This window comes from Shinella kummerowiae (assembly GCF_009827055.1).
Classification (GTDB): domain Bacteria; phylum Pseudomonadota; class Alphaproteobacteria; order Rhizobiales; family Rhizobiaceae; genus Shinella; species Shinella kummerowiae.
The window spans coordinates 565,138-582,606 of record NZ_WUMK01000001.1; the positions used below are offsets into that span (position 1 = coordinate 565,138).

The 17,469-nt window shown below is 63.4% G+C and carries 16 protein-coding genes; 7 read left to right on the forward strand and 9 right to left on the reverse strand.

All coding sequences use genetic code 11. From position 1 onward, the window contains the following. Nucleotides 1–14: 14 nt before the first annotated feature. The 5 genes from GR138_RS02595 to GR138_RS02615 form a co-directional block, all read right to left on the reverse strand. A complete protein-coding gene (locus tag GR138_RS02595; RefSeq protein WP_160857045.1) occupies nt 15–815 on the reverse strand; it encodes an inositol monophosphatase family protein in 801 nt (266 codons plus the stop codon). 29 nt (nt 816–844) lie between these two features. Then, a complete protein-coding gene (locus GR138_RS02600; protein ID WP_069058189.1) occupies nt 845–1,906 on the reverse strand; it encodes an ABC transporter ATP-binding protein in 1,062 nt (353 codons plus the stop codon). After that, nucleotides 1,903–4,125 (reverse strand): ABC transporter permease, encoded by a 2,223-nt coding sequence (locus tag GR138_RS02605; protein ID WP_160857046.1) that lies wholly within the window; start codon nt 4,123–4,125, stop codon nt 1,903–1,905. Before GR138_RS02605 ends, GR138_RS02600 begins: the two co-directional genes overlap by 4 nt. Nucleotides 4,126–4,199: 74 nt before the next feature. Further along, nucleotides 4,200–5,225 carry an ABC transporter substrate-binding protein gene (locus GR138_RS02610; RefSeq protein WP_160857047.1) on the reverse strand — a complete coding sequence of 342 codons (1,026 nt, stop codon included), beginning with the start codon at nt 5,223–5,225 and terminating at the stop codon, nt 4,200–4,202. Between the two features lie 117 nt (nt 5,226–5,342). Then, on the reverse strand, nt 5,343–6,365 hold the full coding sequence (locus GR138_RS02615; protein ID WP_338091030.1) for an ABC transporter substrate-binding protein: 1,023 nt from the start codon (nt 6,363–6,365) through the stop codon (nt 5,343–5,345). 222 nt (nt 6,366–6,587) lie between these two features. Here GR138_RS02615 and GR138_RS02620 point away from each other — a divergent pair, with 222 nt between their 5' ends. Both GR138_RS02620 and GR138_RS02625 read left to right on the forward strand, forming a co-directional pair. Continuing rightward, nucleotides 6,588–7,328 (forward strand): response regulator, encoded by a 741-nt coding sequence (locus tag GR138_RS02620; RefSeq protein WP_160857048.1) that lies wholly within the window; start codon nt 6,588–6,590, stop codon nt 7,326–7,328. Beyond that, entirely contained in the window at nt 7,325–9,418 is a 2,094-nt protein-coding gene (locus tag GR138_RS02625; RefSeq protein WP_160857049.1) for an ATP-binding protein, read from the forward strand. The genes GR138_RS02620 and GR138_RS02625 overlap by 4 nt, the downstream gene beginning before the upstream one ends. Nucleotides 9,419–9,470: 52 nt before the next feature. Here GR138_RS02625 and GR138_RS02630 read toward each other — a convergent pair whose 3' ends face one another. Continuing rightward, nucleotides 9,471–9,977, reverse strand: a complete 507-nt coding sequence (locus GR138_RS02630; RefSeq protein WP_160857050.1) for an NUDIX hydrolase — start codon at nt 9,975–9,977, stop codon at nt 9,471–9,473. Between the two features lie 160 nt (nt 9,978–10,137). On the opposite strand from GR138_RS02630, the gene GR138_RS02635 reads away from it, so the two are divergent. After that, nucleotides 10,138–10,710, forward strand: a complete 573-nt coding sequence (locus GR138_RS02635; RefSeq protein ID WP_202402472.1) for a dual specificity protein phosphatase family protein — start codon at nt 10,138–10,140, stop codon at nt 10,708–10,710. A 33-nt stretch (nt 10,711–10,743) separates the two neighbouring features. Here the strand turns inward: GR138_RS02635 and GR138_RS02640 are convergent, their stop codons facing one another. The 3 genes from GR138_RS02640 to GR138_RS02650 form a co-directional block, all read right to left on the reverse strand. Then, on the reverse strand, nt 10,744–12,147 hold the full coding sequence (locus GR138_RS02640; protein ID WP_338091031.1) for a histidine kinase dimerization/phospho-acceptor domain-containing protein: 1,404 nt from the start codon (nt 12,145–12,147) through the stop codon (nt 10,744–10,746). Beyond that, on the reverse strand, nt 12,144–12,800 hold the full coding sequence (locus GR138_RS02645) for a response regulator transcription factor (RefSeq protein ID WP_160857051.1): 657 nt from the start codon (nt 12,798–12,800) through the stop codon (nt 12,144–12,146). Before GR138_RS02645 ends, GR138_RS02640 begins: the two co-directional genes overlap by 4 nt. A 117-nt stretch (nt 12,801–12,917) precedes the next feature. Beyond that, a complete protein-coding gene (locus GR138_RS02650) occupies nt 12,918–14,555 on the reverse strand; it encodes a phosphoethanolamine transferase (protein ID WP_160857052.1) in 1,638 nt (545 codons plus the stop codon). A 168-nt stretch (nt 14,556–14,723) separates the two neighbouring features. Between GR138_RS02650 and GR138_RS02655 the strand changes: the two genes are divergently transcribed. The 4 genes from GR138_RS02655 (at nt 14,724) to GR138_RS02670 (ending at nt 17,234) form a co-directional block, all read left to right on the forward strand. Next, on the forward strand, nt 14,724–14,867 hold the full coding sequence (locus GR138_RS02655) for a hypothetical protein (protein ID WP_160857053.1): 144 nt from the start codon (nt 14,724–14,726) through the stop codon (nt 14,865–14,867). A 282-nt stretch (nt 14,868–15,149) separates the two neighbouring features. Further along, on the forward strand, nt 15,150–16,493 hold the full coding sequence (locus GR138_RS02660; protein ID WP_160857054.1) for an enoyl ACP reductase FabMG family protein: 1,344 nt from the start codon (nt 15,150–15,152) through the stop codon (nt 16,491–16,493). Nucleotides 16,494–16,719: 226 nt separating this feature from the next. After that, entirely contained in the window at nt 16,720–16,962 is a 243-nt protein-coding gene (locus GR138_RS02665; protein WP_160857055.1) for a BrnA antitoxin family protein, read from the forward strand. A gap of 65 nt (nt 16,963–17,027) precedes the next feature. Then, nucleotides 17,028–17,234: a hypothetical protein gene (locus GR138_RS02670; RefSeq protein WP_160857056.1), complete on the forward strand. Its 207-nt coding sequence runs from the start codon at nt 17,028–17,030 to the stop codon at nt 17,232–17,234. Nucleotides 17,235–17,469: the final 235 nt, after the last annotated feature.

Here is a 17,469-nt window from a genome sequence, read left to right on the forward strand (position 1 = left end):
CCAATCTCTGCCTCTCAGGCGATCCCTGCGAGTTTTTCGAGATCGGCCCGAGCGCCCGGCCCGCCTGCGACGACCGGTGCGCCCTTTGTCAGCAGTTCGCCCTCTGTCGGGAACGGGTGATACCAACCACCTGCCTCCTTCACGAGGCAGTAGCCGGCCAGGCAATCCCAGGCGTGCATGTAGGGCTCGTAGTAGCCAACAAGCCGACCGGCAGCGACATAGGCGAGCATCAGCGCACCGGAGCCGTTGCGCACGAAATTGCCACCTGCCTGTAGCAACTGGCTCACCATGCCCGCCACGAATTCCGGCGCGACATAACTGTTGACGCCGATGCCGGTCAGGGCATTCCGGATCGTGCGGGACGGGTCGAGCGTCAGCACCCTGCCGTTGAGCTTGGCGCCCTTGCCGATGGCGGCGGCATAGAGTTCGTTGTGGCAGGGCGCGCCGATGACACCGACGACGGGCACGCCCTCATGCAGCACCGCAATGGAGACGCACCAGTTCGGCATGCCGCTGACGAAGGGCGCAGTGCCGTCGATCGGATCGACGACCCAGGTATAACCCGAACTGCCGGCAGTGAGGCCGAATTCCTCGCCGAGGAAACCGTCCTCCGGCAGGTGGGCCGCAACCCGTTCGCGGATCAGTTTTTCGACGTTGCGGTCGGCGATCGAGACGACATCCTGCATGTCGCGCTTGGTTTCGATCACCAGCGTGTCGCGCCGGTTGAAATAGTCGAGCGCCATGGCGCCCGCTTCCTGGGCAAGGGCTTTGGCGAGGGCGAAGCGGGTGTCGAGGGCACTTTCGGGTGACGTCATGCTGATGGTCCTTGCGGTGGTCATGGTCATTAGCTGTTGATGAGCGCGATGCCGCGGCTGCGGAAGCCAAGCGTCGCATCGGAGGCGGCCGGCAGGATACGATCGACGGCGTCGTCGACGATGAAGAGTGTGCCGACCTCCGTTTCCACCTCGTATTCGACATGGTCGCCCAAGTAGGCAGAATGCAGTATGCGACCGGCAAGCCCCTCCCCGCGCCCTTCGGACAATGAGACGGCACCGGGGCGCACGGCAAGGCTCGCCGCACCCGGCTTGGCCCTGCCCGCCGGCACGCAATGCTGGAACCCGCCGATGCGGATCTCGGCCTCGCTGCCATTGATACCGATCACCTCGCACGGGATGACATTCGCCTCGCCCATGAAATCGGCGATGAAGGAGGAGGCCGGCTGCTCGTAAAGCTCGCGCGGGGCGCCCGACTGAGCGATCTCGCCATCCTTCATGATGATGATGCGATCGGAGACGGCAAGCGCCTCGTCCTGGTCATGCGTCACATAGACGGCGGTGAAGCCGAGCCGTTGCTGGAGTTCACGGATTTCCGTGCGGACGCGGCGACGCAACCGCGCATCGAGGTTGGAGAGCGGCTCGTCGAGCAGCAGGACCTGCGGTTCCAGCACCAGCGCGCGGGCGACGGCGACGCGCTGCTGCTGGCCGCCGGACAGTTCGGCCGGCAGGCGCTGCCCCATGCCGGCAAGGCCGACCAGAGCCAGTCCTTCCTCCGCCTTCTCCCGCGCTTCCTTGCGGGAGAGACCGGAGGATTCGAGGCCGTAGGCGACGTTTTCAAGCGAACTCATATGCGGGAAGAGCGCGTAGGACTGGAACACCATCGAGACGTCGCGCTCGTTGGCCGGCAGCATTGTGACATCCTTGCCGCCGATGAGGATTTTCCCCGCCGTCGGATGTTCGAGGCCGGCCAGCATGCGCAGCGTCGTCGTCTTGCCGCAGCCCGAGGGGCCAAGCAGGGTGACGAGCGTGCCGGGTTCGATGGTCAGCGACAGGTCTGCAATGGCGGTGAAGGCGCCAAACGTCTTCTTCACGTTCTGGAAGACGACGGAACCGGCTTTCGGGGTGATCATGCGGTTTTCTCCTGATGGGAGGAAGCGGATGGGGTGACGCCGGCGACGCGGTTTTCGCGCCGGAGGCGGCGTTCGCCCACGAGAAGCTGGAAGCCGGTGATGACCGTGATCATCACGACGATCAGCATGGAGGAATAGGCGATCGCCACGCCGTATTCGCCATTCTCGACGAGGCCGACGATGTAGGAGGTCGCCATGTTATATTCGGCGCTGACGAGGAAAATGACCGCGCTGATGGAGGTGATGGCCCGCACGAAGGAATAGACGAGGGCCGCGGTGATGGCGGGGCGCAAGAGCGGCAGGATGACCTTGCGGATCGTGCGGAAGCTGTTGGCGCGCAGCGTCAGCGAGGCCTCGTCCAGGCTCTTGTCGAGCTGGCTCATCGCCGCAATCCCGCCGCGCACGCCGACCGGCATGTTGCGGAAGACGAAGCAAGCAATCAGGATCAGCGCCGAGCCGGTCATTTCGAGCGGCGGCAGGTTGAAGGCCATGATGTAGCTGACGCCGATGACCGTGCCCGGAATGGCAAAGCTCATCATCAGCGCGAATTCGAAGGCGTTTTTGCCGGCGAATTTCTGGCGCACGATGATATAGGCCGTCAGCAGGCCGACGGCGGCCGTCAGCGGCGCGGATATCAGCGCGATCTCCATCGTCGTCCAGAACGAGTTCCAGGCGACGCCCGTCCAGGCAATCCCGTTGTCGAAGCTGATCGAGAAGGCTTTGGCGTAGTGGTCGAGGGTCAGGGAATTGTCGAGCCCCCAGGTCTTCACGAAGCCGCCGACGAGGATCATGCCGTAGATGACGAGCGTGAAGAGGCCCCACGGAATGACGACGGCGTGCACGCCGATCGACAGGCCGCGCGGGAGCGCGATGTGGGCGCCGCTGTCGCCCTTGCCAGTGACGGTGGCGAAGCTCTTGCCGGACAGCCAGAACCGCTGGGCGAGGAAGGCGGACAGCGTGAAACACAGGAGGACGGTGGCGAGCACGGCGGCGCGCGAGGGATCGTTCTGCGAGCCGACGACGGCGAAGAAGATTTCCGTCGACAGCACGCCGTGGCTGCCGCCGAGCACCAGCGGGTTGCCGAAATCGGCCATGCTTTCGATGAAGCCGATAAGGAAGGCGTTGGCGAGACCGGGCTTCATCAGGGGCAGCGAGACACGCCAGAAGGTGCGCCAGCGGTCGGCGCGCAAGGTCTGCGAGGCCTCCTCCATCGACGGGCTGACACCCTCGACGACACCGATCAACACGAGGAAGGCAATCGGCGTGAAGGACAGAACCTGGGCGATCCAGATGCCGGTGAGACCATAGAGCCAGCGGCCGGGCTCGATGCCGAACAGGTCGGACAGGCCCTGCGTGATGACGCCGGCACGGCCGAAGAGCAATGTCAGCGCAAGACCGATGACGAAGGGCGGCGTGATGATCGGCAGGATCGTCAGCAGGCGCAGGCCCTTCTTGTAGGGAAAGCGCGTGCGCGTGGCGACGAGCGCGAAGGCAAGGCCGAGCAGTGTCGAACCGAGGCCGGTCATGATGGCGAGCCAGAGCGTGCGCCAGGCGACACCGCAGCGTGCACCGCCGGTCAGGCAGCCGAGGCTCCAAATGCCGGGATCCTGCATGTTGCGGATGAAGTTGTCCGGGTTGAACGAGCCGTCGAAATCCTGCACCGCGCCGATGAACATGCTACCGATCGGGTAGAAGACGAAGACGGCGACGAGGAAGACGAGCAGCGAAATCGCGCTGACGACGAAGGCATCCCCCTTCATCACGCCGCGCTCGGCAAGGCCGAAGGCAAAGAGCAATACGAAACAGACGGCCGACAGAACCGCGCCCGCGCCCGTCGACGGCTGGCCATCGGAAAGCGGGCCGAACAGGGCTTCGCTGATCGTCCATGTCCAGCCGGTGAAGCCGATCGCGAGGCCCTGCAGCGAGAGGAACAGCACGCCGAGCGCCCCCACCCAGGCCAGCACGGCACCGCGGCGCATCGGGTCCGCCATGCCGCGCGCCGCGCCCGCGACGAGGAGGAGCAACACGGCGACGGCGAGCCACAGCCGACCGTGCATGGCGACCTGCACCAGATTGGGCGCCGCTTCGGAGGAAAGGGGGAAACCGGCGAGCCAGCCGAACCCGTAAAAGCCGCCCTCGATCCGGTACCAGGGCAGAAGGGTCAAAGCGACCGCGCCCAGGATCAGGACCATGTCCAGCCTGCGATTGCCATGCGTCATGGCCGACCTCGCTGTTTTATTGTTTGTGGAAAGGCGGCGCCCGGGGGAGACGGGCGCCGCCACTCAGGACATCATCAGTTGGCGACGGCGCCGACTTCGTGGTCCCAACGCTCGAGCAGCGCCTTGCGCTTGGCCGGATCGCCATAGGTCTTGAAGTCGTAGTCGATCAGCTTGATATCCTCGAAGCGCGGTGCTTCCTTGGGAATTTCAGCGCTCTTGTTGGAGGGAAGCTGGAAGGACTTTGCATCCTTCATGCGCGACTGGACGTCCGCGGACAGCGCCCAGTCGTACCAGATCTTCGCATTGTCGAGGTTGCGCGCACCCTTGATGATCGACATGGAGCCGATCTCGTAGCCGGTGCCCTCACAGGGCGTGATCGACTTGACCGGGAAACCTTCCGCCGTCTGCGCCACTGCATCGTGCACGAAAACGATGCCGAGCGCCGTCTCGCCGCGCGCGGCCGCCTTGACGGGTGCCGAGCCGGACTTGGTGTATTGCGAGATGTTGTCGTTGAGCTTTTTGAGGTAGTCGAAGGCCTGGTCCTCGCCCATGATCTGCACGAGGGAGGCGAGCGCCGTGTAGGCGGTGCCGGACGAGTTCGGGTTGGCGATCTGGATTTCGCCCTTCAGTTCCGGCGCCAGCAGGTCGGCCCAGCAGACCGGCTCCTTGAAGCCCTTCGACTTGAAGATTTCCGTGTTGTAGCCCCAGCCGAGCGCGCCGGCATAGACGCCGACCGTCTTGTAGCCCGAGCTTTCGGCCTGCTTCTTCGCCCAGTCGTTCAGCTCGTCGAGCTTCGGCGACTTATATTCCAGCGTAAGGTTTTCGGACGCCGCCTGGAGGTGGGGATCACCCGTGCCGGCCCACCAGATGTCCGTTTTCGGATTGCGGGCTTCCGCGCGCACCTTGGCATAGGTCTCGCCGGACGACAGGCGCACCATGTTCACCTTGATATCGCTGTGCGCCTTCTCGAAGTCACCCTTCATCTGCTCGCAGATAACGACATCGGCCGAGCAGATGAGGTTGAGGTCACCGGCCGCCTGCGCCGGCAGCGCCGCAAGCGCCGTACCGGCGAAAAGCATAAGGGAAAGGGTCTTGGTCATGGGGGCATCCTCCTGTTGCCTGGTTTTGGATTTTTGGCGCTGGCGAGCCACGGCAAGGCCATCGGCCTGCTTGCGAGCGGCACGTTCACGATTTCGGAATTCAGTTGGCGTTGGCGGTCAGTTCGTCGCGGATATCACCGCATCGAACCGTTCGAGCAGCCGACTTCGCTCTTCCGGCGAGCCGAAGGTGGCGAAGTCATAGTCCACCATCTTGATCAGCGAGATATCCGGCGCCGCAAGCGGCAGGGCTGATTTCGCATTGGACGGCACCTGGTTTTGGCCGGACGCGGCACCGGTGCCCTGCCCTTCCGGGCTCAGCGCGAAATCGACGAAGCGCTTCGCCTCTTCCGGATGCCGGGCGCCCTTGACGATGCTGACGGCGCCGATCTCGTAGCCGGTGCCCTCGCAGGGCGCGACGATGACCAGCGGCGAACCCGCCTGCTTCTGCGTGACGGCGTCATGCATGAAGGAAATGCCGATCAGAGTTTCACCGCGCGCCGCAGCCTTGACCGGCGCGGAACCGGCCGTCGTGTACTGGTCGATATTGCGGTTGAGCGCTGCGAGGAACCGGAAGGCCTCATCCTCGCCGAAAAGCTGAACAAGGGTCGCGAGCGTCGTAAACGCGGTGCCGGAAGAATTCGGATTGCCACTCTGGATGCGGCCGCGATAGGCGATGTCCGTCAGGTCCTTCCAGCAGGTCGGGGCCGGCAGCTTCAGGTCGCGCAGCAGATCGGCATTGTAGGCAAAGCCGAGCGCTCCCGCATAGATGCCCGCCGAACGGCCGCCGGACATCGCGAAGAAATTCTGCGCCCAGGGCAGCATGTCGCGCTCATGCGCCGGCTGGTAGGGTTCCAGCAGGTCTTCGGATCCGCCCTGCAAATGGGTGTCACCCGTGCCGCCCCACCAGACGTCGACGGTCGGGGCCGCCTTTTCCGCGCGGATCTGGTTGAGGATGTCGCCGGTGCTCTTGCGGGTCATCGCGATGTCGAGACCGGACTTGGCCTCATAGGCCGTCTTCATCGCGGCGCACCACGCCTCGTCGACACCGCACAGCACGGTGAGCGATGGGGCCGTCATGCCGGCCGTGGCGCCGCATAGCCACAAAGCCACGCCCGCGCCGAATGCGGTGATGCCTCTCACGATGTTCCTCCCATTTGGAACGATGAACGTCCCAATCTCCGCAGTCAGGATGTCATATCTGCCGCGCGCCGCAAGCCGCAGAATGGTTACCGTTCTTACAGCCTGGAACACCATTGGCATGGCAAAAATGACAAAGATTACAAATGTGACACGTCGCATAACGCGAGGCCGCTTTGAAGATTGTGACCGCGCCTACTATGATGCGTGCGGGAGGACGTGCATGTGTTGAATGAGAGGATACGGATTCTGATCGTCGAGGACGATCCGGATATGGCGGAGCTCATCTCCGACCTCGTGGAGGCGGAAGGCTGGATACCCTTGACCGCCCCCTCGGCGGAAGAGGCGACGGTCGTACTTGCGCGCGAAACGGTGCATCTGGTGCTCGTCGACCATAACCTGCCCGGCACCTCGGGCCGCACCTTCGCCCAGCGCCTGCGTGCGCAAACCAATATCGGCATCGTCATGGTGACGGCGGCGGGCAGTGCCGCGGACCGGGTGCTGGGGCTGGAGACGGCGGCGGACGACTATGTCGTCAAACCCTTCGAGCCGATCGAACTCACGGCGCGCATCAAGGCCGTATTGCGCCGGACGATCCCGTCGCTGAAGCCCGAGCGTGAAACCGAGCGTGAGCACGAACCGGCGGCGCTGAAACTCGGCGACTGGTCAGTCGATCTTAAAAAACGCCGCGCCATCTGCCTGAGTGATCCAACCAAGTCCCTCACCAGCGCCGAGTTTGCCCTGCTGGAAATCCTTGCCGAAACGCCGAACATGCCCGTCAGCCGCGCGCACATTCTCGACCGGCTCGGCGCGGAAAGCGAGCGCTACATCGACCGCAATGTCGATGTGCTCGTGCTGCGCCTTCGCCGCAAGATCGAGCGCAATCCGGATCTGCCGCGCCACATCCAGACGCGCCGGGGCAAAGGCTATATGCTGAGCACGGACGAAGGTGAGTCTTCGCCGTGATCAGCCGCCCCTTCCTCTCGTCCATCGCCTTCAGGCTGCCCTTCGCGATCGCCTTCATCTGCGTGCTCGTCTTCAGCCTGGCGACCATCGCGGTCTACGGCCTGCAGCGTGCACGGGAGGAAATGGCGGCCTATGGCCTGCAGGCGTTTTCCAGCCTCGCAAAGGCCTCGCTCGTCTCGCGCCAGGTCTCCGACCTCGTATCCAGCGCACCCTTCCTGATGAACGCGACCTCACCCTACCGGGTCTCCAGCGAAAGCCGCGCCGTTGTCGCGCAGGTGGACGCGCTGCTGCGCACCATGCAGCCGGAAAACAAAGAAACGACCGTGAAGGGTTTTTCCGGTGGCCACATCGTCGAATTGCTGGAGACGATCCGAACGCAGACGACGACGCTCGCCGGTGACGCGGAAGCCGCCCAGCAGCACAAGGCGGAGGCGGCCGCGGCACTCGGCGAGATCGCCACCGGCAGCGGCATACCGGATGCCGATTTCCGCCGCCGACTGAATGGCATCGTGCAATCGGCCTCGAATTCCGACAGCCTTTTCCAGCTCGGCGAGCTGCGCCGCCGCTACGTCGCGGAAACCACGCCCCGCCTCGAACGGGCAGCGCCGGACGTGCGGATTTCCTCGGCCGAACTCGTGCCCTACGAGCGCGTCTTCGAGGCGCAGACCCGCTACCTGCTCGAAATGTTTTCCATCCGCGCGGCTGTTGCGCGCCTGCATTCCGTTTCCCGCGATCTCTCGCATGCTACCGAAACCCAAAGCGAAGCGGTCGCCCGCGGGCTCAACGAAGACCTCGTCTCGACCTCCGATGCGCTGAGCCGCCTGCTGGTCATCGTCGCCGTTGCCTCCCTGCTCGTGCTGGTCATGGCGATCTTCTCCATTCGCTCGGTCATGCGTGTGTCGCGCGGCATCGTGGCGCTCTCCACCGGCATGAATGCGCTGGCGGAAGGACGCAAGGACGTCAATACACCCGCCTATGATGGCACGGAGACGGAACTCGTGCGGCTGCTCGAAGCCTTCCGGGCGTTCCGGGACAGCGTCGAGCGCGTCTCGCGGCTGCGGCGCACGGCGGAGGCGGCGGCGCGGACCATCCGCTCGACCTTCCGCAGCATGAACGAGGGCATCGCGCTGTTCGATCCGCGCGGCCGGCCGATCACCATGAACCGGCGCGTCATCGAGTTGGTCGGCTGGTCGGGCTCGGCGCGGAAATTGCCGCTCCGCAAATTCGTGACGCCGCTGCCGGAGATCGACCCCGCGCTGCTTCCGGCCGAAAATGACGGCGGCCTGCTCAACGGGCGGTCGGTGCAGCGTCACCGCTCCGAAACGGGGCGGGTGACGGAAGTGTCATTATCCCGCCAGCCGGATGGCGGCATCGTGCTTCTGGCACGCGACATTACCGATATGGACCGGCAGGAAGCAGAGGCCGCAAAAATCCAGCGCCTCGACGGCATCATGCGCATGACCCACCAGGTGAGCCACGAAGTGGGTAACATGATCGGCATCATCACCGGCAGTCTCGGCCTGCTGGAACGCGAAACCGGCTTCAACGACCGCCAGAAGCGGCATCTCGCCCGCATCCGCAAGGCGGCCGACCGGGGCCGGTCGCTTGCCGGCAGCATGCTTTCCATCGGCAGCCAGCAGCCGATCCATCCCGGCGCGGTGGAGATCGGCGCGCTGTTGCGCGGCATGGCCGACGTTCTGGAAATCGCCATCGGCGAAAAATGCCGGCTTACCTTCGAGATCGCCGAGCCGCTGCCCACCGTCCTCATTGACGCGGCCCTCTTCGAGCAATCGATCCTCAATCTCTGCCTCAATGCAGCGGCGGCCATGCCAGGCGGCGGGACAATTCTTGTTCGTTGCGCCGGCAACGACGCCGGCGTCACAGTGTCCGTCACCGACAATGGCACCGGCATGTCGCCCGAGGCCGTCGACAGGGCCTTCGAGCCATACTTCACGACACGCGATAACGAAGGCGGCGCGGGCCTCGGCCTCGCTGTGGTCTATGGCTTCATGCGCCAAAGTGGCGGTGACGCGCGGATCATCTCGACGCCGGGAAAAGGCACGACGATAGAGTTGGGGTTTCCGGTCTAAAGCCGCACGCTCGCGGGCCGGATCGAAGCCTTCGAAGGTCCTGGAGCCGTCTTCAACGCGGCACGAATTCGACGAGCAGGGATTTGAGTTCGATTTCGCGAACGCGGCGGGCGGCCTCATCCGGGCTCACCCAGGCAAGCGTTCGCTCGGCCTTTTCCTTGAACTTGTCGGCGACCTCTGTCACCTCGATCTGGTAGATGTCCACGATACAGGGCGCGACATCGCCATCGTCCAGCACCTTCAGATAGGTGTAGTGGCCGACCGGCGCTTTTTTGATCTTTCCGAGCACACCCGCCTCCTGAAAGGCCTCGATTGCCGCGGCCTGGTGCGGCTTCTTGCCTTTCATCGGCCAGCCCTTGGGAATGATCCAGCGGCCGCTGTCGCGCGATGTGACGACGAGGATTTGAATGCTGCTGCCGTCGGACAGGTAACGGAAACAAAGGGCCGCATATTGCTGGCGGAAGGCCCCTGAAAACAGCTTTTCCGGCGACGCCGCGAGCTTCTGCAACAAGGTTTTGGGCTTGTCTTTTCGTCCCTTTGCCTTCCGCGTGGCTTTCAAGATTTTTCTTTCTGCAGACTGTGTCCAGTCGGACCATTTAGAGCAAACGGGGCGGAGTGCAAAACCCAACGGCACGCTTACGCTTGCCAGCCCTGTCTCCGTTCAGCGTCCTGTCAGGACACGCCGTCAAAGAGCGCCCCATACAAACGGGAAACGCTCCATGCACACGTTGTTGAAATGGTCCGGTATTTTGTCCAGCCTGATCGGCCTTGTCCTCGCCGTCTATCTCGTCGCAATCCAGCTCACCGGGAATTTTGCAACGGTCCTGACTGGCGAGCTTTATCGCTCCAATCAGCCCACCCCTGCCCAGATTACCGGCTATGTCGCGAATTATGGCATCAAAACGATCGTCAATCTGCGCGGCAGCAAGCCGAATGCCACCTGGTATCAGGAAGAAGTCGCCACGGCGCGTGCTCTCGGCTTGACCCTGATCGACTTCGATATGTCGGCGAACCGGGAGCTCAGCGTCGATGAGGCACGCCAGCTGGCGGCCCTTCTTCGTGACGCGCCGAAACCGCTGCTCATCCATTGCCGTTCCGGCTCCGATCGCACGGGCCTCGCTTCGGCGATCTATCTCAACCAGGTCGCCAACGTCGATGAGGAGACGGCCGAGTGGCAGCTTTCCCTTCGCTTTGGCCATATCGGCATACCCTTCGTGTCGCCGGCCTATGCCATGGATGAAAGCTGGGAGCGATTGGAGAAGAGTTTCGCGCCTGTCCCAGAGGCGTCGTAGCCGCGTGCACCGCGAGCCGATGCCTGCCATCTCTCAGCGAGCGGCAGCAAACACGATCTCGGCCTGAAATCCATCCGCCTGCCCGGGAATCGGCGAGGTCAGCATGAGGCTCGCCCGCATCTGTGCAAGCAGCCGGTCGGCGATGGAAAGGCCAAGCCCCGAGCCCGGCGCCAGCGTCCTGCCCCGCGCAAACCGTTTGCGCACGGCGACAAGGTCGGCATCGGACATGCGGGGGGAACCATTGCGGATGCGCACATTGCCGGCCTCCGTGAGATGGACGCCGACCGGTTCGTCGGGCCGCCCGTGCAGAAGCGCGTTTTCGATGAGGTTGCGCAGCACGATGGCGAAGGCATCCGCAGCGCCCTCGCATGTTCGCGACCCCGCAGGATCACGCGTGAAACGGATACGGTCGCTGTCTTCGGACGCGCGCTGGAAATCGGTGACAACGACGCCGACGACATCCGCGACGTCGAACGTGGTTTCGGTCACGCCTATCCCGGCCTCGGCGCGGGCGAGCTGGAGCAGTTTCTCGGTCAGCTTGGTGAGTTTCTGCAAGGAGGTTTCGATCTGCCGGGCACGCGCCGCCGTGGGGGAATCCTTGAGCTCGGCAAGAAGAAGCTGCGTCTGCGCCAGCGCGCCGGCAATCGGCGTTCGCAGCTCATGTGCGCTGTTCGAGGTGAATTCCCGCTCGGCGGCCAGCACGTCACGCAGACGCGCCAACAACAGGTTGACCGACCGCAGGATCGGCCGCAGCTCTTGCGGCAGGCTGACCTCCTCGATGGCGGCGAGATTGCCACCGTCCTTCTCGCCGATTGCCGCGCGCAACGTTTCGACCGGCCGCAGCACCCGGCGCACGACGAACCAGACCGCGACAACCGTGACCGGCACGATGAGCAGGACAGGAAGGAGAAGCGCGAGCGAACCTTCGACCACGGCCTCGTGCCGCTCCTGCGCGGAATAGGTCACCTGCACGAAAATCGTCCCGTCTGCCGTCGACGCCGTATAGACACGGCCGTCCGCCCCATCGAAGAAGCCGACCTTCAGCGGTGCATCGAACGGCTCGCCTGCGGCGGCATGGGAATGCAGGAGCACGCGGCCCGTCTTGTCGCGCACCTGATAGGTGAGGTTCCCTTCACCGGGCTCCGCACGAAACGAACCGGGGTTTTCCCGCGGGCCGAGATCCTCTTGGTGGCGCAGGTCATCGACGGCGAGCGGCACCAGGCGTTCCGCCGTCTCCTGCAGGGCACCGTCGAAAATTTCGCCGAACTCGTCGCGCATGACGAGCGCGCCAAAACCCACGGCAACGAGCCAGAGCGCGGTGATGATCACGGTGATCCACAGCATGAGCTGGCCGGCAAGGCTTTTCGGCGAGAAGGCACTCTTGCGCAGCGGCGGACGCGGTGCGGTTTTCTCCGTCTTCAGAAGTTGATCCATCATCGTCCCAGCCTGTAGCCGATACCGCGCAACGTCTCCACGCAATCCTTGCCGAGCTTCTTGCGCAGCCGGCTGACATAGACCTCGACCGTGTTGCTCTCGATCTCCGAGCCGAAGGCATAGAGCGCCTCCTCGATTTCTCCCTTGGAGACGATGGCGTCCGGCCGTGTGGCAAGCCGCGCCAGCACCGCCCATTCGCGGCTGGAAAGATCGACCGGCATGCCCTCCCGCACCACACGGCGGTCGGCAAGCTGGATCGTCAGCGGTCCGGCCTCCAGCACCGGAAGCGACGCGCCGGCATACCGCCTGGCAACGGCGAGCATGCGGGCACCGAGTTCGCCGAGATTGAACGGCTTGACGAGATAGTCGTCGGCCCCGCTGTTCAACCCCTCGATCCGGTCGGAAATCTGGTCATGGGCCGTCAGGATGATGATGGGCGTGGCGGCACCGGCACGGCGCAGGTCCTTCAGCAAGGTCAGGCCGCTGCCATCCGGCAGGCGCAGGTCGAGCAGGATCAGGTCGTAATCGACCGTTCCGGTCGCCGCCCGGCCGTCATCGAGCGTCTGCATCCAGTCCACGGCATGGCCAAGCCCGGCCACATAGTCCCGCACCGCCTCGCCCAGAACGGCGTCATCCTCGATCAGCAGAATTCTCAAGCCCCGGGCTCTCCGCATTGCAGCCGCGACGCCTGCATGCACCCTCGAGGTCATGCCGCGTCACCTTCCGGCTGCAAGAATACACGGGGCGGCACCGGTTGCCACCACCCCTCCCGCTCAGGACACTCCGCCAAGCCGGCATCTGGACACGAGATCCAGCGCCGGGTCGCGTACTTTGGTCTCCACCCGCATCATGCCGAGCACGGTATGGAACAGGTTGTCATGCGATTGCGGTTCCGTCGTTTCCGCATCGAGGCAGGTGCCGGAATAGGCCGCCTTGGCATCCTTGCCGAGCCACAGCACGAACGGGACATGGGTCTGCACGTCGGGCGCGATCATATAGGGCGCAGCGTGCAGGTAGAGACCGAATTCACCGAGCGATTCGCCGTGGTCGGACATATAGAGCATCGACACGTCGAGACGGTCCTGTTGCGCCGTGAGCCGATCGATCACGCCGGCGAGGATATGGTCGGTGTAAACGATCGTGTTGTCATAGGCGTTGACGATTTCCTCGAGCGTGCACTCGGAGAATTCCGCACTCCGGCAGTCCGGCGTGAAACGGCGGAAAGCGTCGGGATAACGCTCGGAATAGGCCGGCCCGTGGCTGCCGATCTGGTGTAGCACCAGCACGGTGTCCTTTTTGACCGAGCCGATCCAGGCGTCCAGATCGTCGAGCAGCACCTGGTCCTGGCATTCGCCGCCCTTGCAATATTGCGGGTTGCCGCCCTCGATGACGGAGCGTTCCTTGACACGAGCGGCAATCTTCTTGCTGCCGGTATTGTTGTCCCACCATTCCACGTCGATGCCGGCATGGGAGAGCACGTCGAGCAGGGTCTCGGTCTCCAGCCCCTTGCGATGGGTGTATTCGGTGCGCGGATAGACGGAGAACATGCAGGGCAGCGAGACGGCGGTCGCCGTGCCGCAGCTCGTCGTATCGCTGAAATAGCGGATATCCTTCGTCTTCAGTTCCGGATTGGTCTCCCGACCATATCCGCCAAGCGAGAAATTGGCGGCCCGCGCCGTTTCGCCGGCAACGACGATCATCAGCCGCGGCTTGCGCTCGGTCAACGGCGCGTCGCCCACACGGGCATCGACCCCCAGCGGCGCGGCCACCACATTGCGTTCCGCCGACTGGCGGGCGGCAAACTTCACGGTGTTCGCCAGCGGCACGACGGGGTTCAGCATCTGGAACCAGTCACGGTGGTTGCGCACGGTCGCCGCATAGACGCGGGCATGCGAAAACCCCGCGACGACCGCGATGACGATCATCGGCACGATGACGGTGAGGTTGGCGCGCACCTTCCACAGAAACGGGCGGTGACGGATCTTGACCCAGACGAGAAGCGCCGAGGGCAGCACGCCATAGGCCAGCATGTGGAGCACAAAGCCGGGCGTGATCATGTGACCGGCCTCGGCACTGTTCGTCTCGGCGGCGTTGCGAATCATCTCGGTATCGATGATCACGCCGTAGCGATCCATGAACCAGGCGGCCGCCGCGCTTGCCAGGATCAGCAGGACGAAGAGCGGCTTCATCACATATTTCAGCGAAACGGCAACACAAACCGCGATGTAGAGCGAGGCGACGCCGATGGCGATGGAGGCGAAGGTCGTCAGCCTGCCATCGAGATAGAGCCAGCCTTTCGTCCAGAAACTGCCGTTCGTCACGGCCAGCAGGTAAAGCGCCGTCAGGATGCTGACGGTGATGCTGCCCAACTCGGGCCGCCACAGGCCGCCACGACCGGTTGTTTCGCGCATCGGGTATCCTTTCACGTTCCAACGGGCGAAAGCGCCTGCGCGCATCGCTCCCACGGCCCTTCCCTGCCGAGGCAAGCTGACAGCCGGCTGAACGTGTCCCGCTACCGGCGTTCAGCGCGGTGTCAGGTTCAAGGCCGATATGTCGGCCGGTCGAAGATGAGGTGATCCGTGAAATCGAGACTGCTGCACCCGGGTATGCTGTTCGTCACAGCCTTTGTCGCCCTGGTTTTCGTGATACCGCTCGCCCAGGTGCTGTTCTCGCGACCGCATGGCGAGAGCCTGCGGCAGGTCCTGCTGCTGCGCGCGGGCTAGAAGCCAAACGACATCTCCGGGTCTTCATTGCCTCTGGGCTTCCGCGCGCGGCGAGGTGCCGCGCCAAGGAAATGCGCGTTCTATCGGATCAAAATCGCTGCCGCGACACCTGTTTTACGCCCCGTGAACCCGGGCGATGGCGCGCAAAAACCCTCCCGGCATTCACGCTTTGAATTACTTTGATACCGAAAGTCAGTTCCTATTCGGGTCAGATATGTGCAGTGGTTTTTACACATTGTTCATTTGGTTGCTCTGCGACCTGGATTCGAGAGAACTGGCACTATGGAAAACCCGATTCCTTTGATGCAGATTCCGCAGGAAAACATCTTCCGCAAAGGCGATGTCTTCGTTCTGTTCGGTGAACTGTTCGGTCGCGGTTATGCCACAGGCCTGCTTGACCAGGCCAAAAAGGCCGGCATGGACATCATCGGCATCACGGTTGGACGGCGCGGTGATGACAACGTCCTGCGGCCGCTCACCGATGAAGAGCTGCTGGCGGCAGAAACCCAGCTGGGCGGCCGGATTATCAACGTTCCCGTCATGGCCGGCTTCGACCTCGATGCCCCCGCCGGTGAACCCACTCCCACCGATCTCCTCGCAGCCTTGACGCTCGAGACATGGGAAGACGAGAAGCTCGACTGGTCCCATATCGACAGATGCCGGGAAGCCGGCGTCGAACGCTTCAAGGCATCCCTGTCGCAGGTCATGGCCATTCTCGACGGCATGATCGAGGACGGAAAGAACGTCTATTTTGCGCACACCATGGCCGGCGGCATCCCGAAGGCCAAGGTGTTCCTGGTGATCGCCAATCGCATCTATAAAGGCCGGGGCGCTCGACACATGTCGTCGCAAACTCTGCTGGATAGCGATATGGGCAAGCTCATCCTCCAGAATTTCGACGAGGTCTCGGCCAACACGTTCCGCCATCTCATCGATTTGAGCGCAGGCATCCGCGCGCGCGTCGAGGCATCCGGGGCTCAGGTCCGTTATTCGGCCTATGGCTACCACGGGACGGGCATTCTCGTCGGCAAAGATTATCGCTGGCAGACCTACACGAACTACACCCAGGGCTATGCCAAGATGCGCCTCGAGCGCATCGCGGAAGAGGCCTGGGCCGCAGGCATCAAGGCGACTGTCTACAACTGCCCCGAAATTCGCACCAACTCGTCCGACGTCTTCGCCGGCATCGAACTGCCCCTCATTCCGCTTCTGCTCGCCTTGAAGAAGGAAGGCGGCGGCGAATGGGCGCAAGCGCAGTGGCAGGCGTGCCAGGACCTTCTTGCGGAGCCGTTCACGGTCGACGACGTTCTGCAGAAAATCAGCGACATGCAGACGAGCGACGTGATGCGGCCCTTCTACGATTTTTCGTCCTGGCCCATGCCCAACAGCCAGGGCCAGTCCGACATCACGATCGGCACGTCGAACGAGATCACGTCGATGCACAAGGACGGCAAGGTCCTTATCTCCGACCACCTCAGCCGGCTCGTTGTGGAAGCGACCGGGCGACTGATCTTCCGCTCGTCATCCTCGCCGTCGGGCCCCGTCCTATGGCTCAATCATGACATCGTTGCGCGTACGCTGAACGAGACCAAAGCGGCAGACCAACACAGCCTGGAAGCTGCATAAGGGCCGCCGCTGCTCAGCCCGCGCCGTGAGACAGGCCTCTGCCTGCGCAGCGGTCGGCTGAATGCGAGACCGCGTTCCGTTGGACGCGACATTATCCCTTCTCTCCACGACACCGTCGCTGAGGTGCAGATGCCCGTCCTTTCCGGAACGGGCATCTGACACGCTTCGCTCGACATCCTCTCCAGAAGGATGGCACAAACGAATCAGCAACGAAAAGGAAGCCATCATGGCAACGACACCGCGACGACCGACCAATCCGAAGGATGCTGCCGAGGCGCTTTTCAAGCCGGCGAAGAAGGTTGCCGCTCCTGCGGTCGAACGGCCTGCGATCCCGAACACCAAGGAACTCGTCTCCTTGAAGCTCGATAGCGATGTGCTGGCGTTTTTCCAGTCGGACGGCCCCGGCTGGCAGGATCGGATCAACGACACCTTGCGATCCGCCATGAAAGAGTCCACGGATCGCGGCTGAACAGGACATGACCGGCCGAACCGGACCAGCACGGGATCACAGCGGTGGATGACGATGAGGAGGGCATGAAGGCCCTCATGAAATTGGCGGTCGAAACGCCGAAGCGCGACAACACCGAATATCACCACGCCATTGCCGCTTTCCGACGAGCCTTTGCCGAGGCTGATGCGGCCTTGGGCCCTGAACTTCGGGTCCGGACGAAAGGCAAGTGGAAGCGGAACGGCGACTACGTGCTGAAAATGACCTTCAAAGGAAAGGCCTCAGGCGGCTGACCGGGGCCAAAGGGTAGCAAAACCGTCGGCACCGGACGACGCGCGCGAACCACCCGTGAAGCCCAAATCTGAGGCCCTCCCCGGGACGGCGCCGGGGCAAAAGAAAACTAATGGTGGACAAATCCGCGCCGGCACGATAGGAAGCCCGCATCGAATTTGCTTGCTGAGCTTTGGTTATTGCGCGATTAGCACCGCGTCCTGAACGAACCTTCCTTTCAAAATCGTCATCATCATC

Coding starts and splice junctions, on each gene's coding strand:
- GR138_RS02670 (WP_160857056.1), top strand. CDS start 17,028: ATGAAGGCCCTCATGAAATTGGCGGTCGAAACGCCGAAGCGCGACAAC.
- GR138_RS02650 (WP_160857052.1), bottom strand. CDS start 14,555: ATGCGCGAAACAACCGGTCGTGGCGGCCTGTGGCGGCCCGAGTTGGGC.
- GR138_RS02640 (WP_338091031.1), bottom strand. CDS start 12,147: ATGATGGATCAACTTCTGAAGACGGAGAAAACCGCACCGCGTCCGCCG.
- GR138_RS02660 (WP_160857054.1), top strand. CDS start 15,150: ATGGAAAACCCGATTCCTTTGATGCAGATTCCGCAGGAAAACATCTTC.
- GR138_RS02665 (WP_160857055.1), top strand. CDS start 16,720: ATGGCAACGACACCGCGACGACCGACCAATCCGAAGGATGCTGCCGAG.
- GR138_RS02595 (WP_160857045.1), bottom strand. CDS start 815: ATGACGTCACCCGAAAGTGCCCTCGACACCCGCTTCGCCCTCGCCAAA.
- GR138_RS02610 (WP_160857047.1), bottom strand. CDS start 5,225: ATGACCAAGACCCTTTCCCTTATGCTTTTCGCCGGTACGGCGCTTGCG.
- GR138_RS02605 (WP_160857046.1), bottom strand. CDS start 4,125: ATGACGCATGGCAATCGCAGGCTGGACATGGTCCTGATCCTGGGCGCG.
- GR138_RS02600 (WP_069058189.1), bottom strand. CDS start 1,906: ATGATCACCCCGAAAGCCGGTTCCGTCGTCTTCCAGAACGTGAAGAAG.
- GR138_RS02635 (WP_202402472.1), top strand. CDS start 10,138: ATGCACACGTTGTTGAAATGGTCCGGTATTTTGTCCAGCCTGATCGGC.